The 24,642-nt window shown below is 34.3% G+C and carries 27 protein-coding genes; 18 read left to right on the top strand and 9 right to left on the bottom strand.

Translation table 11 applies throughout. The features are described from left to right. Window positions 1–20 precede the first annotated feature (20 nt). Entirely contained in the window at window positions 21–665 is a 645-nt protein-coding gene (locus tag D612_RS0103330) for a class I SAM-dependent methyltransferase (protein ID WP_017754066.1), read from the top strand. Between the two features lie 396 nt (window positions 666–1,061). Here the strand turns inward: D612_RS0103330 and dapB are convergent, their stop codons facing one another. Continuing rightward, window positions 1,062–1,820, bottom strand: coding sequence for a 4-hydroxy-tetrahydrodipicolinate reductase (gene dapB, locus D612_RS0103325; protein WP_017754065.1), 759 nt, complete (start codon window positions 1,818–1,820; stop codon window positions 1,062–1,064). A gap of 263 nt (window positions 1,821–2,083) precedes the next feature. Between dapB and D612_RS19205 the strand changes: the two genes are divergently transcribed. The 4 genes from D612_RS19205 (at window position 2,084) to D612_RS0103295 (ending at window position 6,495) form a co-directional block, all read left to right on the top strand. Continuing rightward, window positions 2,084–3,127, top strand: a complete 1,044-nt coding sequence (locus tag D612_RS19205) for a thermonuclease family protein (RefSeq protein ID WP_017754064.1) — start codon at window positions 2,084–2,086, stop codon at window positions 3,125–3,127. Window positions 3,128–4,012: 885 nt separating this feature from the next. Next, window positions 4,013–4,645, top strand: a complete 633-nt coding sequence (locus D612_RS17755) for a hypothetical protein (RefSeq protein ID WP_026092375.1) — start codon at window positions 4,013–4,015, stop codon at window positions 4,643–4,645. A gap of 104 nt (window positions 4,646–4,749) precedes the next feature. Continuing rightward, window positions 4,750–5,226 carry a GyrI-like domain-containing protein gene (locus D612_RS0103300; RefSeq protein WP_017754061.1) on the top strand — a complete coding sequence of 159 codons (477 nt, stop codon included), beginning with the start codon at window positions 4,750–4,752 and terminating at the stop codon, window positions 5,224–5,226. A gap of 231 nt (window positions 5,227–5,457) precedes the next feature. Then, window positions 5,458–6,495, top strand: coding sequence for a DUF3231 family protein (locus D612_RS0103295; protein WP_017754060.1), 1,038 nt, complete (start codon window positions 5,458–5,460; stop codon window positions 6,493–6,495). 725 nt (window positions 6,496–7,220) lie between these two features. Here the strand turns inward: D612_RS0103295 and arr are convergent. Next, entirely contained in the window at window positions 7,221–7,637 is a 417-nt protein-coding gene (gene arr, locus D612_RS0103290; protein WP_017754059.1) for an NAD(+)--rifampin ADP-ribosyltransferase, read from the bottom strand. 381 nt (window positions 7,638–8,018) lie between these two features. On the opposite strand from arr, the gene D612_RS0103285 reads away from it, so the two are divergent. The 6 genes from D612_RS0103285 (at window position 8,019) to D612_RS0103255 (ending at window position 14,710) form a co-directional block, all read left to right on the top strand. Further along, the gene (locus D612_RS0103285; protein ID WP_017754058.1) at window positions 8,019–8,399 is read left to right on the top strand and encodes a GntR family transcriptional regulator; all 381 of its coding nucleotides are present in this window, start codon (window positions 8,019–8,021) and stop codon (window positions 8,397–8,399) included. Continuing rightward, a complete protein-coding gene (locus D612_RS0103280; RefSeq protein ID WP_017754057.1) occupies window positions 8,392–9,264 on the top strand; it encodes an ATP-binding cassette domain-containing protein in 873 nt (290 codons plus the stop codon). The genes D612_RS0103285 and D612_RS0103280 overlap by 8 nt, the downstream gene beginning before the upstream one ends. Before the next feature lies 1 nt (window position 9,265). Further along, entirely contained in the window at window positions 9,266–9,970 is a 705-nt protein-coding gene (locus D612_RS0103275) for a hypothetical protein (protein ID WP_017754056.1), read from the top strand. A gap of 310 nt (window positions 9,971–10,280) precedes the next feature. Then, window positions 10,281–11,852 carry a LysM peptidoglycan-binding domain-containing protein gene (locus D612_RS0103270; RefSeq protein WP_017754055.1) on the top strand — a complete coding sequence of 524 codons (1,572 nt, stop codon included), beginning with the start codon at window positions 10,281–10,283 and terminating at the stop codon, window positions 11,850–11,852. A 585-nt stretch (window positions 11,853–12,437) separates the two neighbouring features. Next, window positions 12,438–12,644: a hypothetical protein gene (locus tag D612_RS0103260; protein WP_017754053.1), complete on the top strand. Its 207-nt coding sequence runs from the start codon at window positions 12,438–12,440 to the stop codon at window positions 12,642–12,644. 515 nt (window positions 12,645–13,159) lie between these two features. Then, a complete protein-coding gene (locus D612_RS0103255) occupies window positions 13,160–14,710 on the top strand; it encodes a malate:quinone oxidoreductase (protein WP_034725816.1) in 1,551 nt (516 codons plus the stop codon). Between the two features lie 730 nt (window positions 14,711–15,440). Here the strand turns inward: D612_RS0103255 and D612_RS0103250 are convergent. The 5 genes from D612_RS0103250 to D612_RS0103230 form a co-directional block, all read right to left on the bottom strand. After that, window positions 15,441–15,869, bottom strand: coding sequence for a spore coat protein (locus D612_RS0103250; protein ID WP_017754051.1), 429 nt, complete (start codon window positions 15,867–15,869; stop codon window positions 15,441–15,443). A 92-nt stretch (window positions 15,870–15,961) separates the two neighbouring features. Further along, window positions 15,962–16,294 (bottom strand): hypothetical protein, encoded by a 333-nt coding sequence (locus tag D612_RS19905; RefSeq protein ID WP_017754050.1) that lies wholly within the window; start codon window positions 16,292–16,294, stop codon window positions 15,962–15,964. 39 nt (window positions 16,295–16,333) lie between these two features. Then, window positions 16,334–16,513, bottom strand: coding sequence for a hypothetical protein (locus tag D612_RS19685; protein ID WP_017754049.1), 180 nt, complete (start codon window positions 16,511–16,513; stop codon window positions 16,334–16,336). 38 nt (window positions 16,514–16,551) lie between these two features. Further along, window positions 16,552–17,313 (bottom strand): spore coat protein, encoded by a 762-nt coding sequence (locus tag D612_RS19900; protein ID WP_017754048.1) that lies wholly within the window; start codon window positions 17,311–17,313, stop codon window positions 16,552–16,554. Window positions 17,314–17,439: 126 nt separating this feature from the next. Beyond that, window positions 17,440–17,658, bottom strand: a complete 219-nt coding sequence (locus D612_RS0103230; protein ID WP_017754047.1) for a hypothetical protein — start codon at window positions 17,656–17,658, stop codon at window positions 17,440–17,442. A 484-nt stretch (window positions 17,659–18,142) separates the two neighbouring features. Here D612_RS0103230 and D612_RS0103225 point away from each other — a divergent pair, with 484 nt between their 5' ends. From D612_RS0103225 to D612_RS0103215, 3 genes are all read left to right on the top strand, one after another. Beyond that, a complete protein-coding gene (locus D612_RS0103225) occupies window positions 18,143–18,490 on the top strand; it encodes a PadR family transcriptional regulator (RefSeq protein WP_017754046.1) in 348 nt (115 codons plus the stop codon). Then, window positions 18,471–19,109: an HAAS signaling domain-containing protein gene (locus tag D612_RS0103220; RefSeq protein WP_017754045.1), complete on the top strand. Its 639-nt coding sequence runs from the start codon at window positions 18,471–18,473 to the stop codon at window positions 19,107–19,109. Before D612_RS0103225 ends, D612_RS0103220 begins: the two co-directional genes overlap by 20 nt. 91 nt (window positions 19,110–19,200) lie before the next feature. Next, a complete protein-coding gene (locus D612_RS0103215; RefSeq protein WP_017754044.1) occupies window positions 19,201–20,658 on the top strand; it encodes a DUF4153 domain-containing protein in 1,458 nt (485 codons plus the stop codon). A gap of 198 nt (window positions 20,659–20,856) precedes the next feature. On the opposite strand, the gene D612_RS0103210 is transcribed toward D612_RS0103215, so the two are convergent. Next, window positions 20,857–21,681 (bottom strand): MBL fold metallo-hydrolase, encoded by an 825-nt coding sequence (locus tag D612_RS0103210; RefSeq protein WP_017754043.1) that lies wholly within the window; start codon window positions 21,679–21,681, stop codon window positions 20,857–20,859. 162 nt (window positions 21,682–21,843) lie between these two features. On the opposite strand from D612_RS0103210, the gene D612_RS0103205 reads away from it, so the two are divergent. The 4 genes from D612_RS0103205 (at window position 21,844) to D612_RS0103190 (ending at window position 24,024) form a co-directional block, all read left to right on the top strand. Beyond that, window positions 21,844–22,218 carry a nuclear transport factor 2 family protein gene (locus tag D612_RS0103205; protein ID WP_026092373.1) on the top strand — a complete coding sequence of 125 codons (375 nt, stop codon included), beginning with the start codon at window positions 21,844–21,846 and terminating at the stop codon, window positions 22,216–22,218. Window positions 22,219–22,395: 177 nt separating this feature from the next. Continuing rightward, the gene (locus tag D612_RS0103200) at window positions 22,396–22,983 is read left to right on the top strand and encodes a TetR/AcrR family transcriptional regulator (protein ID WP_017754041.1); all 588 of its coding nucleotides are present in this window, start codon (window positions 22,396–22,398) and stop codon (window positions 22,981–22,983) included. Next, window positions 22,983–23,384: a DUF5367 family protein gene (locus D612_RS0103195; protein ID WP_017754040.1), complete on the top strand. Its 402-nt coding sequence runs from the start codon at window positions 22,983–22,985 to the stop codon at window positions 23,382–23,384. Before D612_RS0103200 ends, D612_RS0103195 begins: the two co-directional genes overlap by 1 nt. Before the next feature lie 250 nt (window positions 23,385–23,634). Further along, on the top strand, window positions 23,635–24,024 hold the full coding sequence (locus D612_RS0103190) for a hypothetical protein (protein WP_233274975.1): 390 nt from the start codon (window positions 23,635–23,637) through the stop codon (window positions 24,022–24,024). A 376-nt stretch (window positions 24,025–24,400) separates the two neighbouring features. On the opposite strand, the gene D612_RS0103185 is transcribed toward D612_RS0103190, so the two are convergent. Continuing rightward, window positions 24,401–24,619: a hypothetical protein gene (locus D612_RS0103185; protein WP_017754038.1), complete on the bottom strand. Its 219-nt coding sequence runs from the start codon at window positions 24,617–24,619 to the stop codon at window positions 24,401–24,403. Between the last annotated feature and the right edge of the window lie 23 nt (window positions 24,620–24,642).

Raw genomic sequence — 24,642 nt, 5'->3', positions numbered from 1 at the left:
TCACATCAAAGTTAAGATAAATGCGGTTTCCTGACGGTACCCCTTGCAAAACTGTTCCTCAAGATTGGTTTATCCCATTAAATGGTGCAAAGGTTTTAGGACTTGCTAGTGGTGGCGCTCAACAATGCCCGATTTTCGCAGCACAAATGGCGGAAGTAACTGTTTTTGATTATTCGGATAAGCAATTAGAGTTGGAGAAAATGGTTGCAGACAGAGAAGGGTATTCCATAGAAATCATCAAAGGTGATATGAGCAAGACTTTACCATTTGCGGATAATACATTCGACATGATTTTTCATCCTGTATCCAACTGCTATGTCCAAAATGTAGAACATGTTTGGAATGAGTGTTATCGGGTTTTGAAAAAAGGTGGAGTACTTCTTGCTGGATTTACAAACCCTGTTGTCTACATGTTTGGTGATGGAGATCAAGAACTAGAGGTGCTAAATAAATTACCTTACGATGGACTGAAGGAAAATAAGGAAAATAAGGTTGAAGAATTAATTAAAATGGGTGGATTGCAATTCAGCCATTCATTAGAAACCCAGATTGGCGGACAGATGAAAGCTGGATTTCAGCTTAAAGACCTTTATGAGGACAATCACCATGAAGGAAAATTAACAGAATTTATGCCTTGTTATATCGCAACTAAAGCAATTAAATAATTGGTTTAATTTTCACTCATTAGTTCCACAAACGGGCGCTTTTCTTTAATAAGAATGCTTCTTTTTTTATATGCTCCTACACAAAGAATTGTGAAGATTTTCACTTAAACTATACGAAGCGTTAGTAAAAAAGCCCGATCAAAATGTCGGTTTTCATAACCGACATTTTTTAATGACTTGGCAAATAGCTGTACTGGTGTTAGTGTACAAATAGCACTCTATTGTTTAATACAAAAATAGAATTGCAAAAACCATCCAAACTATGAACTACACCTTCAATTGTTAGCATTGTGTCTAACAATAGGGGTGCAGTCCAACGAATGGATGGTTTATTTGTTTAATCAATAGTTGCTGAATCTCTCTGTATTGACTTTATAACAAGGTTTATCTATCTTATTAAATCAAATTTTTCATATTATATAATCCTGGTTCTTTCCCTTTTAAGAAAATGGCTGCGTTAACGGCCCCAACAGCAAAAATTTCTTTAGAAGCTGCATGATGGGAAATGGTTACGATTTCATCCCGACCAGCAAAAATAATATCATGATCGCCAACGATTGTGCCCCCGCGGATAGCATGAAGACCTATTTCTTTCTTTGTTCTTTTTTCACGAACGCTTTGTCGGTCGTATGTATAAGTATATTGATGATCTACTTCTTCGTTAATCGCATCAGCAAGCATAAGCGCGGTGCCTGAAGGTGCATCGATCTTTTGGTTATGGTGTTTTTCGACGATTTCAATATCAAACTGATCACCTAAAATAGAAACTGCTTTTTTCGCTAGTTCAGCAATCAAATTGACACCAAGAGACATATTGGCTGTAAAGAATAAAGGAATATCTTTTGCAGCTTTATGAATCTTGTCAATTTCTTCCTTGCTATATCCAGTTGTCGCAATAACGAGCGCAACTCTATTAGTTAGGCAATAATCTAGTAATTCATCAAGTACGGATGGGTGAGAAAAATCAATAATCACATCCGGCTCAATAGAAAGAGAAGAGAGTAAGTTAGGAGTCGATACTACTGGAAAATCAGTTGAACCGTCTGTATTTTTATCAATTCCTGCCACAACTGTACATTCATCTCTAGTAGAAATAATGTTATGAATCACCTTTCCCATTTTACCTGAACTGCCACAAATGACGATATTAGTCAAAATTATTCAATCCTTTCATTCGGTTGATAGTATGTTTATATTCTACCAATAATTTTCATTTGCTAACACCTAATTATTAAATGTTTCATAGGCAAATTTGCATGAAGGATAGATTTTTTAAAAATTGTGGTATAATAACGAAAGAATTTTATAAGTTATTTCAAAAAAGAAGCCCTGCCAAATGACAGGGTTTCATTAATAACAGGATTTCCTTATTTATAATGTTAAATTAGTAAAATGACAATTCGTTTTTGGAGGTTTATATGGATGCTTTGATAGGAGCTATTGGGCTCATTGGTATAGTTGTTGGTATGATCTTAATAGTAGTTAATAAATTAACCAAAAAGAAGAATCAAGGCGGTCTTGTTGCGTTATTATCACTTGTACTTTTTATAATCGCCGTCATGATGCCAACGTCAACTGATGAAACGACAGATAATAAAGGCACTGATTCTAGCCCAGGAGTGGAACAAAATGCAGAGGTTGAACAAGAACAACCTGAAGAAGAAATACAACAAGAAACACATGAAGAAATTGAAGAAGTAGAAGAAGGCGAAGAAATAGAGGAAATCGACGAAGTTGAAAAACCTCTAGAAGTTGAAAAAAAAGAAGAAATAGAAAAACGGGAAAAAAATGAAGTTATAACGGAATCAAAAATAAAAGATGCGGCAAGTCTTGGTTTAGTTTTGGCCACTGTATCAAGGGTGGTTGATGGCGATACCGTTGAGTTGTCTGATGGTACAAAGGTAAGATTGGTTGGGGTCAATACGCCTGAATCCACCACGAGAACGGAAGAATATGGGAAGGAAGCAAGTAATTACACAAAATCAAAGCTTAACGGAAAACAAATTTACTTGCAAAAAGACGTTTCTGACACAGATCGTTATGGGCGTTCGTTAAGACTTATATGGATGGCGATTCCGACAAATGTTATGAATGAATCTGAGATACGTTCGAAAATGTTTAATGCTGATTTAGTGCTAAACGGATTTGCTGAACCTTCAACGTATCCACCTGATGTGACATATAGTAAGTTTTTTGTGAAGTTTGCGAAGGAAGCTAGAGAAAATAATAAAGGTTTATGGGCGTATGGAGAAAACGGAACGACAAAAGGCGATCTTGATAAAGCGGGAACTGGCTCAGTAAAAAATCCAGTAAACACTCCAAGAACATCTAATGCAGGAAAAGATAATTTTAAAAACTGTACAGAATTACGAAATGTATATCCAGACGGTGTTTCTGAGGGCCATCCTGCCTATCAGGCAAAAATGGATCGCGATAAAGATGGATATGCATGTGAACGTTGATAATAGAAATTGGTTTGCATATTTATTTTATGAAAAAGGGGAAAAAGAAGATCTTCGCATGGAAAAAGGTAAATGATTTTTATTCAGAAACCTATTTGATATGTAGAGAAAAGAGCGGAAAAATAATCGATGAGTTAGCAAAGGGAAAAGCGATGGATAAGATTTTGCGGAATTCCTAATTTTGAACTTGCTTTCAAATACTTCCGAAAGATATATTTTATTTTAGAGAGCAATTTATAAAAAAAGACGTCGTTTCTTAGCTGTTAAGAAACCGACGTCTTTTTTTGTTCTTTAATAATTTTGACAGTTTGGCTTGATGAGCAATATTTCACTCAATGTACAAGAGGGGAAATGAGGAATGTTGTTAAATACAAAATGGGGACAAGCAGCATTAGAATCAGCAAGAGGATTATTAGTAAGGTTTACTTGGTTCAGGAGAAACCCCAACATATTGAGCAATTTCATTTATATTTGTTTTGTCCGAACCATATTTGCAAAAGAGCTTTAGCGCAGCGTTGCGAATTTCTCTTTCTTATGCTCTGTTCACCGATCGTATTGATTCATAAAGTACAACAAATGGGAAAATATAGTGAAAATTGAGTAATAAATATCTAGTATGGGAATTCTAAAGTAAAAAGACAGAGGATGGAAAATTCGTGTATGCATTCCAATTCACTATGGTATCTAAGCTTGGCAATATTAAGCATAACACTGCTGGTTTTCGTCTGTCTCAAATCCAAAACATATAGAAGCCTACTGTTGTTCATGGTCATGTCCAGTGTTGCCTATGTAATCGATTCGATTAACTATATATTTCTAAGTTGTTATCAATTTTACCCTGAGATTATTCAGAAAAGCGAATTTTATGATAGCAATTTAGGTGGGATGGCATCAAATTTGCTTTCCTTGCCAGTGGTAGCTGTATTGATAGCTGTTTTTCAATGCTCATGGCGATTCATTTTGGTGTTTACCGGAATGTTTGTCGGAATCGAATGGCTGTTCTTGGAATTGGACCTATACCGCCATAATTGGTGGAGAATAAGTTATACCGCCATTGGACTTCCATTATATTTTTCATTGGCAAAGCTATGGTTTCCAAAATTGATGCTACCTCTAAGGGGTTTCCTTCACTTTATAACTCTGTATCTCATTACGGCAGCTCTAATCGGAAATGTGCAGATTACAATACCAATGATATTTCTTAGCACTCGGATTTATGAAATAGGCTGGTTCCATGATCCTTATCATGATTCATCAGCATTTGCAGTTGTGTATTGGATGATCTACACATTTTTGTTCACTCTTACTTTGAAAATCCGCTGGAAACGCAAATGGTTGAAATATCCAATTATTGTCACACTCACTTATTTTTTGATCATGATTTTGCAAAAATACGGCATCCACCACAGTCTCGTGTGGTGGGATAAATGGTACGGTGTCTCTACATCTTTTATATTGCTATTTGTCTCCGAGGCGATAAATAAACGTATATGGAAAGGTCCAATAAATATTCAATAATAGAGGGCAGTCATTAAAGATAACATTTTTCGTTAGACGGTCAGTTAGAAAGTTTAATCGTATAGCCACCTGAAATATAGAGGAGTTAGAAAGGAGTAGAACCGATGAAATATCAAATAATTGAAAGAGATGCTTTCCTAGTAATTGGTATTAAACGTGAATGTCCATGTGGTGCTGACGCAAAAGGTCAAGGTATCCCAGAATTTTGGCAAGATGTTAATGCGAATGGAACAGTCAACAAGCTGATACAATTTATTAACGGAGAAATAAAGGGTTTATTAGGAATGACTGATAATTATAATGGACAGAATAATACAATTGATTACTGGATTGCCGCAGAGCATGTGGGAGATGTTCCTGAAGGATTCTTGAGCTATCAATTCCCCGCAGCTAAATGGATTGTTTTTGAAGTGCATGGACCTGCTCCAACAGCAATGGTAAATGCTTGGAAACAAATTTATTCAGAATGGATCCCTTCCAATGGATTTGAAATAGCTGAGCTTCCAGCCATAGAAGCATATATAGATTCTGATATTCATAGCCCAAATTCATTAAATGAAATATGGATTGCCGTAATATAAACATTAATAGTACTTTTCGTTAATTAATCATGCTGTCCCCTAAATTAAGCTTGCTAATAACAATATCTTCAATGATCGAGCGCTATTCCATAATAGGAATGCGCTTTTTTTAGCCAACAAGATAACGAAAAACAAAACGTACGTACTGAAAATCTTTATCGGTGGTGAAATCTTGAATATGATTTGATTAGAAGTGAATACTAAGCAAAACACTAAAAAGGGGATTTCTCTATGTATTCGCTTAAACCAATCAATATAACCTCAACTAAAACAAACAGTACGGAACCATTAACATCATCAGAAATGGGAAAACTTTGGGCAACATATATGGGTAATAGCAAGTCTAAATGCATTTTAAGTTATTTTCTTCAACACGTAGAGGATGAAGATATTAGGACATTACTAGAAAATGCTTATAATTTAAGCGTAGATTTCATAGAAACCATTAAAGGAATATTCGAAAAGGAAAACTTTCCAATCCCTAAAGGATTCGATGAAGAGGACGTTAACCTTAGTGCTCCTCGGTTATTCCAAGATGAATTTTACGTACATTATATAAAATACACAGCAAAAGCAGGAGCGAGTATTTACAACGTCGCCTTTCCTCTAGTATATAGAAATGATGTAAAAGAATTTTATAATTATTGTATAGATTCTACCAAAGCTTTAATGGACCAAACAAAAGAAATATTAATGAATAAAGGATTCATTATTAAACCACCTATTATACCAGTACCAGAAAAAGTAGTATTTGCTCATAACGACTTTTTAAATGGCTTTTTTGGACATGTGCGTCCGATGCAAGCATTGGAAATTGCACATTTGTATGATAATATCGAAAACAATGTTACGAGTAAAGCATTAATTATGTCTTTTGCCCAGGTAGCCCAAAATGAAAAAATTCGCGACCTTTTCAAAAGAGGGGAAAACCTTACACATAGAAATTTGGAACGGTATATGAAAAAGCTAAGTAATGAAAATTTGCCTGCTCCTCCTTATTTAGATCATTTAGTTACAACATCATCATTTTCACCTTTTTCAGATAAGATCATGGTATCCCATAAGATGGATATGTTCTCTATGAAAATAAGGGCGTTTGGAAATTCAGCGGCAGTAACTGCAAGACATGATTTGGGGTTACTTTATTCTAGATCATTACTAAACATCCAAGCATTTGTTGAGGATGCAGCGGAAATTTACATTGAGAACGGTTGGATGGAGAAACCACCTCATGCTGCTGACAGAGATCACATAGCATCTGACAAATAATCATCACTTATCCTTTTAGAACAATTTTTGTGTTCGAAATTAAATCTAAATTAATGACTTTTAAGTATGAAAAAAACATCCCCATCCTAAAGTTAACGGGTTCTCTTTAAAGGTGCAATACAATAAATCACAATGCAAATAGGGTGAGAAATCACAAGTGATATTCTCACCCTATTTTTTGTTGCTGTATCAGTGTTTATTAGTAAATTGGCATATAAAATCGCAATCTAAATGACATAGTAATAATCAATTAGCGAATAGAATTTCTCTATGTGATCATTGAATAGCTAAAATAGATCGAAATGGCCATCTGATTTTACTGTGATTTCAATAATCTGATTATACCGGGATTGTAATAAACGGAGGAATTCCGTTTAAATTGGAAAATACTTAAATTTCCCTCGAAATAAAGGGAGTTTTTCCGGTTATATTATAAAAATCCTGTTATTTTGCCATATTTAGGGTGTTAATCGGAAATTCTCCGGTTATATCTGCTTATTTAACCTCAAAATTTCAATTAATCGGAAATTCTCCGCTTATAAATTCTCATACCAATCGATTTCGTACGTACGCTATTTAACCTGTTTTTACAATTTTTGCACCCCGAAAGAGATCCAGTTATCCTAAAGTAAGGGGATGTTTTTTCAAGTCTTTCACGTATTTATTTAAACTATCATTATATGTTATTAATTTAAATCAAATCATTACCTTATAGAAATATTGAATTAATCATCTATTGCATTTTCACCTAGTTCACTTAATTTTTCTAAAGATGTAAGCATTTGATTTATTTCTTCGTCGGAATGTCTTTCCCATGAGCATAATTCAGCTACTATTTTCAAAGGAGATTTAGACCGATAAGAACGTGTTGGGTTTCCAGGAAATCTCTTGTCCGTTAAGTTTGGATCATTTTCAAAATTACCTAATGGTTCTACAATATATATTCGTTCTTTTGAATTAGATCTTGCTAATTCTGCACCCCATTTAGCCGCATTTAAAGTTGCAGAAAAATATATATGGTTTGATTTTTTATCTTGGTAATTTGATAAGTGTTGAGGTACTAATAAATCTCCAATTTTCAGTTCCGCTTTAGTACCGTGGAAAAAAGGACCATTATCTAGAACATCTTTTTTGTCGTTCATATTGATACACTCCTTATATTTTAAAATTGTGTATTACTGTAACAGTATAGTATGGAAATGATAAAAAGATCAGTCTATAAATAACCTGTAAGTCATGGTATAATATAAGTGGAGAGAATGATAACGAACGGTATTTATCCATTTTATATTATTAAATTATCAGACGCATTTCATTAAGAAATGCGTCTGTTTTCGTTTAAGAGCAGATTCCACTGCGATGTAATAGACAAATACTGTAGAAAAAGAAGTACGATAAAATTGACGACCACGATCAAAGTGGTCGTCTTTTACATTTGACTAAAAAACCTAATTCATATATAGTTATATACATAACTATATAACCATATAACAAGATAAAATGGAATGGAGGTGACTCAACCGTTGAGTAAATCTTTGGATGATAAAAAGCCGATATTTATCCAAATAAAAGAAGTAATTGAAGATCAGATTATTAATGATCAACTACAAGAGCATGAGCAAATTCCATCGACAAACCAGCTCGTACAATTTTATAAGGTCAATCACATTACTGTTGCGAAGGGAATTAACCTCCTTGTAGAAGAAGGGATAATTTATAAAAAGAGGGGTGTGGGAATGTTTGTGGCGGAAGGGGCGAAAGACAAATTGGTACAACAACGAAGAGAAGGTTTTGCTGAGGAATTTGTCCTACCGATGTTAAAAGAAGCGAAAAAGCTGCGGTTGTCAGACCATGATGTCGTGAAAATAATTGAGAAATTGAAAGGTAGTGTAGAAGATGACTAGGAAAGTGGAAGCAAACAATATAAGTGTTTCTTATAATGAATTTGAAGCATTGACGGATATTAATTTCACGTTAGAAAACGGGAAAATTTATGGATTAATCGGTCGAAATGGTGCTGGGAAAACAAGTCTACTTTCTTTAATAGCTGCATACCGAAAGGCGACAAGTGGTGAAATAAAAATCGATGGAGAAAGCATTTTTGAAAATGAAAAAGCAGTGTCTCAAGTTACATTTGTACACCAAACAGACTATAAAGATGAATATGACACAATTATTCAATATTTTGAACTGGCAGAGCGCTATCGACCTGCCTTTGATCGCAAATATGCGGAACAATTAGTAGAGGTTTTCGAGCTACCAACAAATAAACCACTAAGAAAATTATCAACGGGAATGCAGTCCGCTTTTAATGTAACAATCGGATTAGCGAATAGAACTCCAATCACTATTTTCGATGAGGCTTACCAAGGGATGGATGCTCCAACTCGAGAAATTTTTTATAAAGAAATTCTAGAAGAGCAAGCACGTTATCCTAGACTTTTTATTTTATCTACCCACTTAGTATCAGAGATGGAATACTTGTTTGACGAAGTTCTTATTATTCATAAAGGGAAATTAATAATTCAAGATGATATGGATTCTTTAATGCAAAAAGGATTCTCTGTGACAGGTTCGAGTATAGACGTAGACGAAGTAGTCGCTGGACTTCAAGTTTTGAGTGAACAACAGTTAGGTGGAACAAAATCGGTGATGGTGTATGGAGAATTCCCAAAAGAAATAGAAGATGATGTAAAACGAAGAGGGCTAGAAATAGGAAATGTTTCACTTCATGATTTGTTTATCCAATTAACAAAGGCGGGAAATTAAAATGAACGAAATCGGAAAGAAAGTAACGGTTGACCTATACTTAGTACAAATGAAATGGGTAGCATGGTACTTGCCAATTGTTTATGTTTGTTACTTTGCAATTGTATGGTTCCTGAATGAGCCAGAAATAAGATCGATTTCGCTACTTACCTTTACGTTTCAAACGGCAACAATCTTTATGCTCGTTTGTGGGATTATTTCAAGCTCAGCATTCCTACGAATGTATATAAAGCATGGTGTAACTAGAAAATCATATTTTCAAGGAGCATTGATATCATCAATTGGTCTAGCCATTACGATCATTGGAATTACAGCGATTCTAACTTGGGTCATAAGCTTATTGAAAATGAACCTACTCACGGAGGTTGTGTTATCACCACTTGGTATCAACAGTTGGTTATTGACTAGCATCTCTTATTTCATTGTAATTATGATATATTTTCTTACTGGCTGGTTAATTGGGTTAGGATTTCTTCGCTATGGGGGGTCTGGCGGATTTGTTTCCATTGTGATTGCTCTCATAATAGTATCACTAAATGATTTATTATGGGCGTTTAACACGCCTAAACCAATTATGGGATTACTGAACTTAAATATTCCAGTACCACATGTTGCGATCGCGATTGTAGGATCGATTGTTATAGCTGTGATATCTACAATAATAGTTCACGAAATAGTAAAAGAAACACCAATTAAAATAGGGTGATTTTACTTTTCTATAGCGGCATAGAATAGGAATTTCTTAAATAGTAGGTATAAAACGAGGCGATAGCACAATTAGGCTATCGCTTCTACAATTAGTTGAAAGAAATCTGGACGGGTTCAATTCCGCTTATTTTGTTACTCAATTATGGATATGCTTTCTTTTTAAGAGAAAGCAGTTACCGAATATTGGAATTTTAAATCATTTTATATCATAATTCAGAAAAAACCTTCAATACGAGCATATATACTTTTTTGTTAATGTAAATATTTCTTTTTCATCAGCAAACAATAAGAAAAAAGGGGGCAGGGAAATGGATTTATTAGCAGTAAAAAGACTGATTGAAAATGAAGACGGATTTACGCTTGAACTATATATGAATGATCAATTAAGTGAATTCGCAAAAGAATTTGACACAATATCAAAAGAGGAAAAGAAAAATTTAGAAAATACAGTTCGAGATTATGTGCAGAAAAATTTTTCAGGAGTAAAAATTAAAACCGTAAACGTTTTGCTTGGAACATTATTGGTTGCTTCCTTCCCATTTGTTGATGTTGAAGCTGCGGCTAATACAAATGTAACGCAATCGTACTCACAAGCCACACATATATATACGGTTAAATCAGGAGATACACTACATAAAATTGCAAATAAATATGGAATATCTGTATCACAATTAATAAATCAAAATCGATTAACAACTTCTATGATTTACCCTGGACAACAGCTGAAAATACCAAAACAAATGAATTATATCGTGAAATCTGGAGATACCTTGTATAAAATTGCAAACAAATTAAGTACAAGTGTTAGTCAGTTAAAGATTTTTAACAAGTTAACAACGGATGTAATCTATCCCGGACAAAAATTAAAAATTCCAGATGGTTCCGAAAAAATAATACCCCAACAATCAAAAGTATATACCGTTCAGTCGGGAGATACGCTACAAAAAATAGCATCCCAATTCAATATGACTTCTTCCCATTTAAAAAAACACAACAGATTAACAAGTAATATGATTTATCCTGGGCAAAAATTGCACATTCCAGACCACGAATTAATTGATCTTGTTAATTCTTTACCTTATGAAGTATTGAGTACTAATGAAAGAGGTGAAAACGTAAAAATAATTCAAAAAGCTTTCAACAGATTAAATTATGTTCTTAGTGAAGATGGAGTATATGACATAGGCACTAAAGCTGTAGTCAGAGATTTTCAAAGTAAATTCGGTGATATCGCTAATGATGGCGTATATGGACCGAAAACGAGAACATATTTACAGGATGCGCTGCTCACTGATCATATTTTTGTATCAAATCCTGAAAGTATATTAGTACTAGTGAATAAGAACAATGCTTTACCGGAAGGTTATGTTCCACAAGACCTTGTTGTTCCGAATGTAAATTTTCCTTTTCAACAATACGACACAAAAAAATTAATGAGAAAAGATGCTGCTCTAGCTCTAGAAGCAATGTTTCAAGAAGCAAAACGAGAAAACATTCATCTGTATGCACTTTCCGGATACCGTTCGTACGACCGTCAAAATGATATTTTTGCTGCAAAAGTCATCCGGAGTGGAATGGAGAGTGCCGGTCAGTTTAGCGCGAAACCCGGGGAGAGTGAGCATCAAACTGGATTGGCGATGGATCTGACAAGCGCTAGCGTGAATTATGGGTTATCACAGCATTTCGGTGAAACAAAAGAGGGACAATGGGTAAAAAAGAATGCGCATAAATTTGGATTTATTATCCGTTATCAAAAAGGAAAGGAACATATTACAGGATATCAATATGAACCATGGCATATTCGATACGTTGGAAAAAACGCATCACAGGTAATTGCTGATAAAGATCTTACATTTGAGGAATATTTAGGTGCATATTAATAGATGTGTACACGTTGCGAAAATCTTTCAACGGGAACTGTGCTTTAAACACATGGATTTTCGAATTACCACAAATCATTGTATTGATCGTACCCGTAGAATTCATCGCACCAAGCTAGTATGTTATGATAATACTGAATTTCTAAAAAATGAAGAAATAGTTACACCTGAGACTAAATTTCTAACTCAAATTCAAAAAAAGAAATTAGACAAAAGGTCAGATTATTCTAAAAAGTATGAGGATGTAATTGCTTTATAGTACTTTAAAAATCAGTCATTAAAAGAAATCCAAATCGTTTAAATATTAAATTATGAACTTAAAAACCAGTATTTATCGAGCAAAACAAATCTCAAAGCAAATGTTCCAGGATGAAAAACATTCGATTGACATGGTTTGAAATAGTAAAGAATATAGGCTAGACAAGTGCTGGAAATATCTTGTCTAGCCTATATTAGCATTCCATTAACTAACAGAACTGTATTATACTACAAAAGAGCAAATGAATTTGATAATTTCATTCCAAATCTTCATTTGCTTTGTTAAAATGAACTTTAAATTGTTATTATAGTAATAGAGGTGAAAAGATGTTATCAAATATTGGGGTCCCAGGTTTTGTACTTTTTTTAAATATTATTCTTTGGGGTGTAGGCCTGTTTATTTTTTATATCGTAATCGTTGCAGCAGTGAAGAATGGTATTAACAAATCTGTAGTTGGACAATTGATCGAAAAAAAGTATGAAAGTAATGTAAATATCAAATCTTTTCTTGATAAGGATTTAGATAACGACTGAATCACACTTTTTACAGTGACCTATTTCTTACGAACACCAACGAAACCGTATTTTCAGTAATTGCCAGTTGATCAAGTAGATTTCCAAATAATAAGTTTGCTGCAACAAAACTCGATTCTTAAGTGGAAGGAAATAGGAGAGAGAGGCGTCTGCGAGTGCTTCCTAGTTTAACTGGCCTGATTTTTTAACTTGTAGAGGATTCATTATAATTTAACGATTACCAAGATTTCGATAGTCTGGTGAAAGTAAAATATGGAGTTTTTTTATACGATGAAAAAGTTTAGGTGTGCTGTAATTTTTAAGTAAATTTTTACCATTAATAGCTTTTTACTATCATTTTGATAGTAAAAAAGTATTGAATCTATGAATAAAAGTGATACACTATTAAATAAAAGTGATATACTATTATCATAATTAAATAATACAAGATATGTGATTAGGCGCTCTTTGGCATGAAGCGCCTAAAAAAGGCGCCTAACTCTTATCGGAAATCAAAGGGGAAAAGGTTGGGAAAAATGAGCAGCAAAGAGACGAAAACAGACGTCATTTTAATTGGCGCCGGAATCATGAGTGCGACTTTAGGTACACTCTTGAAAGAATTAGTACCTCAATGGGAGATTACAGTGTTTGAAAAACTAGCAAACGCTGGAGAGGAAAGCTCGAATGAATGGAACAATGCGGGAACGGGACACGCCGCATTATGCGAGCTAAATTACACGGTCGAAAAACCGGATGGATCTGTTGATGTAAGTAAAGCTATAACTGTTAATGAACAGTTCCAAGTATCAATGCAATTTTGGTCTTATCTTGTAAAAAATGGATTGATTCACAATCCACACGATTTTATCATGCCATTGCCTCATATTAGTTTTGTACAAGGGGAACAAAACGTAGAGTTTTTAAAGAAACGTTTTGAAGCATTATCTAACAATCTACTATTTGAAGGTATGGAATTTTCCGATGATCCAGAAATGCTAAAAGAATGGATACCGCTCATGATGCAGGATCGCGCAGGAAATGATCCTATAGCGGCGACAAAAATTGATTCTGGAACTGATGTTAACTTCGGGGCTTTAACACGTATGTTGTTTAACCATTTAGAAAGTAAAAATATTAACATCAATTACAACCATAGTGTTGATGATATTAAACGTACTTCCGACGGCTTATGGGAATTGAAGGTTCGGAATCTTAAGAGCAATACTACTGAACGCCATATAGCAAAATTTGTCTTTATTGGTAGCGGTGGTGGAAGCCTACATTTATTGCAAAAGTCTGGTATTCCAGAAGGAAAGCATATTGGTGGATTCCCGGTAAGCGGCCTATTTATGGTGTGTAACAATCCAGATGTTGTCGAAGAACATCATGCCAAAGTATACGGCAAAGCAAAGGTTGGAGCTCCACCAATGTCTGTACCACATCTTGATACAAGATATATTAATAATAAAAAATCATTGTTGTTTGGGCCATATGCCGGCTTTTCACCAAAGTTTTTAAAGACGGGGTCAATGTTCGATTTAATCACATCAATGAAACCGGATAATATTATCACGATGATCGTAGCTGGCTTGAAGAATATTCCTTTGACAAAATACTTGATTGAGCAAGTCATGTTATCGAAGGAAAAGCGTATGGATGAGTTACGTGAATTTATCCCGAGCGCAAAAAATGAAGATTGGGATATAGTTGTAGCAGGTCAACGTGTACAAGTTATAAAGGATACAATTGAAGGTGGCATCGGAACCCTACAATTTGGTACGGAAGTTATTACGGCTGCTGACGGTTCTATCGCAGCACTACTTGGTGCGTCACCAGGTGCTTCTACTGCCGTTCATGTTATGCTAGAGGTAATCGAAAAATGCTTCCCGCAACATATGGAAGAGTGGTACCCGAAAATTAAAGAAATGATTCCTTCCTTCGGTGTGTCACTAATGGATAATCCGTGGCTTTTAGATGAAATTCATACTTCTACGGCGCAAACGCTTGGTCTAGTTGATCAAGAGCTAGACACTGCCGAAGTAGTCGAACAGATCGTTACCGAAGAAAAAGAATTAGTTTATAGTTAAAAGTTGTTGAGATTCTGAAAATCTAGTATTGATGGAAGTTAAGGTCGTTGTAATGGAACTAGGAGATTGAAGGTATTGATTGTTGTAATGGAACTAGGAGATTGAAGGTAGTATTGATTGTTGTAATGGAACTAGGAGATTAAAATCGTTGTAATGGTACTAGGAGCTTAAAATCGTTGTAATGGTACTACGAGTATAGGCTGTAGGCGGTAATATTAATGTAAAAGTGTAATTAACATTGTTCAATTATGTACATGGCTATGCAGTAATATTCAAGATTGTGCAATAATGTACAAGCAACAAATTTACTCAATTTTGGACGATGTTGTACAATGCGAATTGCGCACAAGTTATAACAACCTTGTACAATACGAAAATGTGCACAAGTTAGGACAACGTAGTACAATGCGAAAATGTGCACAAGTTAGGTAGTACAATGCGAAAATGCGCACAAGTTAGGTAGTACAATGCGAAAATGCGCACAAGTTTGTGCGATACTGTACAATGCACAATAATTTATAAGCTTTACATTAATGGTGCAATGATAATAATTGTGAAAGCATGAAAATTTTCACAAGTCAATATGTGTACAAGCGTTTATTTTTATATCTCCTCAGCACAGTCTGAGGAGATTTTTTGTTTAAGGAGCTAGTCTTATAGAGAGATGTTGATTATTGAAGTGTTTACATATTTTGATAATCTCTGAAGTTAAATTTAGTGGGGCATACGTTTACAAAGCATCTAGTTTTGCCACGATAGCAACTAGGATTTGTAGTAATGCTTGAATATTAACAGCTACTTGGGTATCTGTTGTTATGACTTCGACGTTCTTCGAGCCATGTATAACTGTTTTTTGTGTATTTCGTTGTTTATTTTTAAAGAATTGCTTTAAGTCTTGAACGACTGCATTTCCTTTTTGGCTATCTCCAAGAGTTAACGTAATGACAATCGCAATGGCAACTTGTATTGCAGCTTGTAAGGATACAGCGACTTGGGTGTCAGTTGAATGAACAGTAACTTGCTCAGAATCTTTAACGATAATCCATTCAAATGATTTTTGTTCATTTAAAGCTAATTGATCCGCTTCTTGCATTACATCGGTTTCCGTTTTTTTATCAATATCGCAACTATCTAAAGCTCTCCATTTTTTTTCTGCCATTTTTTTCACCTCTTTATATTTTTGAAATTTTCATTTAAAAACCTCATTATGTTAACCATGTTTACACTCGCATTATCCAATATTAATCAGCGTTATCCACCGTTAAATTCGAATATGCACCCATTTGAAGTAGATAAATCCGTTTTATCGTCACCAAATCGAAAATCCAATCGTTTTGCTGATAGTAAATCCGTTTTATCGTCACCAAATCGAAAATTCAATCGTTTTGCTGATAGTAAATCCGTTTTATCGTCACCAAATTGAAACTTCAATCGTTTTGCTGATAGTAAATCCGTTTTATCGTCACCAAATTGAAACTTACATCGTTTTGCTGATAGTAAATCCGTTTTATCGTCACCAAATTGAAAATTCAATCGTTTTGCTGATAGTAAATCCGTTTTATCGTCACCAAATCGAAAATTCAATCGTTTTGCTGATAGTAAATCCGTTTTATCGTCACCAAATCAAAAATCCAATCGTTTTGCTGATAGTAAATCCGTTTTATCGTCACCAAATTGAAACTTACATCGTTTTGCTGATAGTAAATCCGTTTTATCGTCACCAAATCGAAAATTCAATCGTTTTGCTGATAGTAAATCCGTTTTATCGTCACCAAATTGAAACTTACATCGTTTTGGTAACATAAAACTTATGTGATCGTTCCACTAAACTATAATACAGTTTATAAAACGTCGATTTTAGCAACTAAAGAGAGTAATACTTCTAATAAAGCTTGAATGTTTGCAGCCACATCTGTGTCAGTTGTAATAACTGTAACGTCCTTTGAATTTTCAATGCAGATTTTTTGATAATTACTTTGTTCAGAATCAAAATATTGCAGTAAGTCTTCTAACACACTTTGGCCTTGATCTGAATCAGCAAGTGTTATTCTAACAACTAGGGCAATCGCTAACTGTAAAGCAATTTGAATAGATACCGCTGCTTGTGTGTCGGTTGTTTGGACCATAATATTGCAAGAATCTTTGACAAAGATAAATTCATCAGAATCTTGTCCGAAAGCGGCAAATTGGTCTGTATCTTGAACTACATCTGCAGAGTGAGAATCTTTATGACCACGGTAACCATAATCTGAATGTTCCTCGTCATGGCCTAAGGATGTGTACTCACAAGAATGATGTTCCATTTGTTTATCCCCCTTTGATCGATATTCAAATGATTTATCAATAGATGCCTCAGTTTCGTCTGAATGTTCACCAGAGTTCCACTCTACGAATACCTTGTCCTCTACGTTGTCGTCGTCGTATTGCTTTGAAGAAGAGAAGTTATCACCTGGCTCGGTAGAGGATTGTTGTTCCTTTGATAGAAAATCAAAAAAATGATCATATGATTCTTCATAGGTCTCATTTGAATCATGTTTGCCATTTTCTCTTCTACTTTTTTCATGCTCTTTATCATATTTCTTTTTCTTTTTTTTCGAAGACATCTTATATTTCACCACCTTTCCTTACGTTTAAATTTAATATATGAGTTTTTCCACGCAGTGCTTGTGTATATGTGTTTTTTTACATAAAATAAAAAAATCGCCCTCGTTGGGCGTTATTTTTCCACTTTAATCAGCATCGGAGTTGACTGAAGGAATATCCTTTTTTAAAAATGCCTCGACTTGCAGGCGTAGATCCTCAACCAACTCCTTGATCATTTGCTTATCCTCTACAGATAGTTTTCCTTTTCCATCCTCGAGATTGATGCCGTTTTTTTGAAAAATATCATTAACTAACAAATCTATCACTTTACTTGGGATCACTGTGTTTTGATGTGATTCACTCACTTATATCACTCCTAGGAATATTAGTTTTGTTATAGTAGGAAGAATATGCAACTTTTCAAAATAATCTTGTACGAATGTAACAAAACTTAACAATTTATAGTTTGAAAATTTTACTGATTACAAACTATAAAATTTTCTAATGCAAAAAGTGAAATTCATAGTAACATTAAAATAGCAGGGTAGTGAAAAAGTTGAAGATCCTTTTACTATTAAAGAAAAACACTACATAATTGGCAAGAGTTCAAAAGACGATAAAAATAATCAGAAATGTGTAGAATTCATAAATAATTATTTATAGAAGACTTTCCACAAAGTAAAGTGAACAGCAAACAGTGGTTACTATAATCACCCAAAAACATTCTTAGAAACAGTGTATACAACACCTATAATTAAATTTTCACTAATTAAATTTTCACTTTACATTTAATCCATATAAGTATAGAATTTCTATATACCTAATAATTCTAGGTAGGTGATAAATAGGATGTTTAATCGAGAATTGGTAAAAGGAAGTACATCGCTATTGCTGCTGCAACTGCTAGCGGAGCGAGATATGTATGGTTACGAGCTTGTAAAAGAACTGGAGAACCGCAGTGGGAACGAGTTTTCCTTCAAGGAAGGCACGCTTTATCCAGCTCTTCATAAGCTTGAAAAGCAGGAATATATTGAATGCTATTGGCAAGAACAGGAGAAGGGACCTGCTAGGAAATATTATCGGATTACCGAGGCAGGGAGAGACATGCTTCTTGAAAAAACCCGAGAATGGAACGACTTTGTATCCGTTATGAACAAGGTGATTGGGAGAAAAAAACATGGAACGGCTGAAGAATGATTTTTTAGCACAACTTGCACGATCTCTGGAAAATCACGCAGAAAAAGAGTCGATTTTAAAGGAATATGAGACTCATCTTGATGAGCTTTTTGCAAACCTCAACGAGCAAGAAGATGAGTCTGAAATCCAAAATCAAGTCTATTCAAGGTTTGGTACACCTGAAGAGATTGCCGCAATGTGGAAAGAGGAGCTTTCGGTTACACCAAGCAATATGAAATGGCTGTTTGTTGCTGTTAATATCATGTTTTTTGGTGGGGGAGCAGCACTCACTATAGCGCATAATTTGTTTGATTGGAACTGGATAACTGATCTTTGGGTTCAGTTATCCTCTATTCCGATATTGATTGCACTGATTTACATGTTATTTTGGGCATTGCTTGGCTATGAAATAGGTAGGACATTTGGTCATAAAGGCTTGAAATTGTTGAAAGGAACATTCCTGCTAGCTTTAATCCCGAATCTTTCACTTATGGTACTGACCGTGTTTCGGATTATTCCTCATGAATGGTTCAGCCCATTGTTAACAGAAACTTTTATCGGGATCTGCATTTTATTCACTTTGCTTTTATACCCAGTATGTTTACTTAGCTACAGATGGGGGAAAAGAGCTTCTGTTTAAGCTTTTTTTGCCTATCTACATAGAATTTCTATATACAAATAATTTCTATATACATAGAATAACAAACTATATAGATTTGGAGGAGACGAAATTGGACGTCAAAATCGAAAAGATCGACTGGTTGTTTTTGCTGTTGTGCTTATTCGTAGGGATTGTGGCCGAGGAAGCATTTTTTAGAAACCAAATTGGCATTTCGTATTTTGTTTTTATTGTTGCATTTTATGCACTATTTTTCTGGAGATTTCGATCATATCCGTTTACTCATCAAAGGTTTGGCTATTTACTGTTAATTTCAATTTGGCTATTATCAGCAGGCTATTTTATAAACGACACAGCCCTGTTTTATGCATTAAATACGTTGGTGATCCCAATTCTTGTTATCTTCCATCTTGTTTTAATAACTTCGCCGAAAAAAATTAATTGGAATCACTTGCTTTTTATATATTACATCGTCCGTCGATTGATTGATGGGCTTCGCTATAGTGCACTTTTCACAAAATATATAGCAAAGCTATTCAAACAGGGGGACAATCAAAAGCAATTTGAAGTATGGAAAAAGATCTTGATTGGTTTTGTGATTTCAGTTCCGTTTTTATTTATTATTCTTAATTTATTGATTTCAGCTGATGCCCAATTTGGAAAGCTTTTAAGTGGCATCACAACATTACTTAACTTCAATGATGATTTTGTTTTTCGTATAGTCATTATTGTTATTTACACATTCCTTTTCTTTGGATTTTTTCAGTCTCTTTTGCAAAAAAATATGGAAGTTTTCAGTAAAGAGAGTACTCTTAAGCCAATCTCAGTGGATGGAGTGATTGCTCTCACTGTACTGTTGCTTCTCGACTTAGTTTATATACTATTTGTTGCGGTTCAATTCAAATACTTTTTTAGTGGCACGCTTGGAGATGGCTACACCTACGCAGAATATGCAAGACGCGGTTTTTTTGAATTGTTATTTGTTACGATCATTAATTTATCCGTCACGATTGCGGTTATTTATTTTACAAAGAGTTCACTAGGGCACTTAAAAAAAGCAATCCGTATCGCCTTAACGGTTCTTGTTTTATCAAGCGGAGTTATTCTTGTATCAGCTTTCATGCGAATGATGATGTATGAAGACGCATATGGATTCACATTTACAAGGGTGCTTGTGCATTCGTTTATGATCTTCCTTATGGTTATCTTTGCATATACACTTGTCAAAATTTGGCTTGAGAAGCTATCCTTGTTCCATTTTTATTTCATTGCTTCACTCATTTATTATACAGGTATTAATGTCGTAAACCTCGATATGATCGTTGTCGAACAAAATATTGCCCGCTATGAGGCAACTGGAAAAATCGATATTACCTATTTAAATCGATTCTCATCCACAGGGCTTCTAGCGCTGATTGAACTCTATGAAAAAAATCGAAATGTTCAAGGCTTGGAAGAATTATTAAAGCAGCGGAAAGAGGAAAGAGAGTTTTTAAAAAGCAGTGGCTGGCAATCTCTTAATTTAACAAGAAGCCATGCTTATGAAAAGTTGGGAGAGTTGGATTTTTAAATTTATTTAGATAAATAACGGATCTGATGTCCGAAAAATTAAAAATCGTACTAGAATTTCAAATTAATCGACTCTCATCTCCAAAAGTTTCACAGTTGCCTTCCTATGTTCGCGAACAATCGAGTTACTCAGTTGCCTTTCTATGTTCGCGAATAATCGACTTACTCAGTTGCCTTCCTATATTCGCGAATAATCAACTTACTCAGTTGCCTTCCTATATTCGCGAATAATCGAATTAATAATATGTGAAGCGCCCCATTCTCCTAATGAAAAATAGGTGATGGGATATTTTTTTGGAAATAGCTGATTGCAAATCTGTTGTGTTGTTAAGCCATCTTCATAGAGATTAATTGTTTTGCTTTGAAGCTCTATCAAATAATCGAGCTTTCTTTTGAGAGCCACACGCCCATCCTTTAAAAAGCCGGCATGACAGCAAAACACGTCTCCAAAATCATAGGTTAATACTTTTTTTAAGGAGTCCATGATGGTTGGAATACTTTCTTCACGTAAAGCAACTTTTGTTTTTTCTTGACAATATAAATCTCCAGTAAATAGCTGACCAGTTTCCCTATTTAAAAACGCAAGATGATCAATAGCATGACCAGGTGTGTGAATCACGTCCCATATTGCATTGCGAGATGAAAAAGTACTCCCCATTGCGTTAGCATGAAAAGGATTACGTTTTCCCCAAAACAACTTTCGATACATTGGATAATCGGGTTTCTTTTTACAATAATCAAGCATAATATCATTCATGTAAATAGGTAGCTGCAGCTCATTTTGTAAAAAGGCGGCGCAACCTGTATGATCTTCATGGAAATGTGTGATCACGACTTGATCTAAATCTTGTTGTTTAAAAAATGGTTTAAATTCATGTTCTAATGATTTTGAACCTGTATCAATTAAAACGCCATCCACGACAAAGCAATGGACACTTAATTTTACCCCTTGAAACGCGACTGAACCTTTTCCAATTTGAACTCCATTTATCGACTGTTGCATAAAATTGGTCCTTAATAACATCAAAACGCCCCCATCAATATTCGATTTAACAAATTTTAACACAAAATGAATGAATATTCATATTTTTTCTCAAAAGAAAGTACATAATAATAACGTGTAGATTAAATAGCTAGTTGAATACATTCATAAAATAATTAACCAAATAGAAATGATGATTTTGCGATGACAAATTCTCTTAAAGAGAAGGCGGTATCGTTTTTGCAACTGGTGGCAGCAGGGGAAGTGCGGGAAGCATATCGTAAATACATTAGTCCTGAATTTCGTCATCATAATCCATTTTTCCCCGGAGATGTTGACTCACTATTACTCGCAATGGAAGAGAATGCAATTAATAATCCTCATATAATTATAGAAGTAAAACGTGTAATCGAAGATGGTGAGATTGTTGCTGTACACTCACATGTAAAGCAAAACAAAGATGACCTTGGGGGAGCAGTGGTTCATATCTTTCGCTTTTATAATGATATTATCGTTGAATTATGGGATGTAGGTCAGCCTATTCCGGAAAATTCCCCCAATGAGAATGGTATGTTCTAATGTAGGTTAAATTGTTGTTAAGTTTGCGTTGATCAGTTAGTGGGTTAACGCTATTTTGTTGAAATTTTGTACTAATGACTAATAATTTTAAAAGAAAAAATTGTAATTACCAAAATTAGGTGGTAAAATTTATGTTAAAAAGTTAGTTAGTTGAATAACTAATAAGGCGGTGATGAATTGGCAAAGCCAAATGTTATTAGTAAAGGAGATTTAATTAAAAGTGCAAAGGAGTGTTTAGTTCATAACGGGATAGACAAGTTTACTTTACGATCAGTTGCAGAATTGGCTGGAGTAACACAGGGAACCATCTATTATCATTTTAAAACAAAGGAGCAGTTGTTATTACATATTGTTCAAGATATTTGTGATAGTTCATGGTCAGAGATTTCACACCAAAGTAATCCATATATTATCAGTCAAGCAATAAAATCAGCAAAAAGCCGCTGTTCTTATGACTCTTTCTTTCATAAATTATTTTTCACATTACTTGTATCGAGTTTTACAAATGAAAAAATAAGACGGCAATTAGAAGAGATTACACGTTCTGAAAACAATGCATTAACCCAAAACTTAATGAATTTATGGTCACAATCACCTATTGATGGTGTTTCAATTGAAACGTGGGGAATTCTCATAAATGCAATGATTGACGGGTTAGCATTACAAGCGTTATTAAAAAAAGATTTTCCAGTAGAAAAAACATACGCAGAGATTGAACGACTATTTAATAGTCTTACTCGCTTACTTAACGAGGGGGATAAATAATGAAAGGATATTCAATAACTGTACTATGCGGTATACTAGTATGGTTTTTTGCTACAATGTTTTTTGTACTTTTTGGAGAACGTGTTCTCTTTGGTCCAGGTACAGAAAACTATATAACAAGCATTTTATTATTAGTAATTGGGACAGGGCTATTATTATGGGCGGTGACTTATATTTATCTATTATTTGATAAATCAAAGAATGCACCATTAAAGTTTGGAATAATTGGTACGATAATTGGGCTATCATTAGACACATTTTCTTTATCAAACCACAATGTGATTTTCCCAAAATTAGATGAAACACAAATTATTGCGTTTACTGCGTGGATGTCATTTGCTTATGCGTTATATTTAGTAATACCTGCAATGATCAACCACCTAAGGCATCATAAGATTTGAGTGGTCTTAAGACTTAAGCCATGATTGTTCTTGATAGTGTATTGCGGAGAGCTCATTTTTTCCAGAATAAAGTGTTACAATAGTTCCAATTTTTCAACCATTAGGCTGTTTGACAAATGGTAAAATTAGTATTGAAGTGCCATATAAATCCAATTTTTTAATAAAGGATGTGGTGAAGTAAATGGAGCATCTAGTTTATTGTGATACTAAGGCAAAGGTTCTGGAAAAAATACTTAGCGGGGCAAAAACAATGATAATCAGAGGAGCAGCAGGTAGAAAATTACCTTATGGTAGAGTCCTGAAGGGTGAGACTCTTTATTTTATTGAAAACAACGGCGAGGGATTAATTAAAGCAAAAGGTGTCGTAAAAGATGTATTTAACTCTGAAAAAATGACAGAGGAAGAATCGAAAAAAATGGTTTCTGAGCACCTAGATAAGCTTAACTTGACGGATTCTCAAGTAAAGCGTTGGGCCGGCAAAAGGTATCTTTGTCTGATAGAAATTGATAATGTAAAAAAAATCAAACCGTTTACTATTGTACGGCAGGATAATATGGATGATTGGATAACGGTTGAAAGCATATCCACTATTTTGGAAGGTTCAAGTGTGAAATATCAAAGTGTCAGGTTAACCGATTGAACCCCTTACTACTTAAGTCACGAGCATTCTCGCAAGTGTAATAATCTATAGGATCACCGTTAATCCTAAGTAATTTTCGAGGATCTCGTCGTTGAAATAACCATAAAATGGAATAGTAAAGAAGAAATACTACAATATTTACTATGATAAATAATTCCTGGATGTTATATGCGACAGAAGCAAAAGCCCAATTTCCCTATTTTACGAAAGAAGTTGGGCTTTTTAGTATTGTTATTTCCTTATTGTAGTTAACACATATTCCTTCCTGTACCAAATGTGAACAACAACTATAACAAGGTGGTAATATGGATCGATATTTCTAATATTAGGTTGTTCACCTTTATTCATGGTCCTAATTAATAAACAAATTTTATATTTAATTGTTTATAACTCTGTTTTTCTTCTTCATTTTATAAGTATAGACATACATTAACAGCCCTGTAACAGCCATAAATATCATACCCATCGATACAATTCTTGTGACTATCAATCCATAGTCTGAATTATTTAATACAAACTTCAAGATCATTAAGACAACAATAGGAACTGTTAATATCCGATGAATTTTCCTTAAATTCAATACTAGTTTTTTCATTTCTAATCCCCCTGGTAATAAAT

Source organism: Calidifontibacillus oryziterrae (assembly GCF_000331575.1).
Classification (GTDB): domain Bacteria; phylum Bacillota; class Bacilli; order Bacillales; family Bacillaceae_J; genus Calidifontibacillus_A; species Calidifontibacillus_A oryziterrae.
This window is presented reverse-complemented; position numbering and strand designations above follow the sequence as displayed.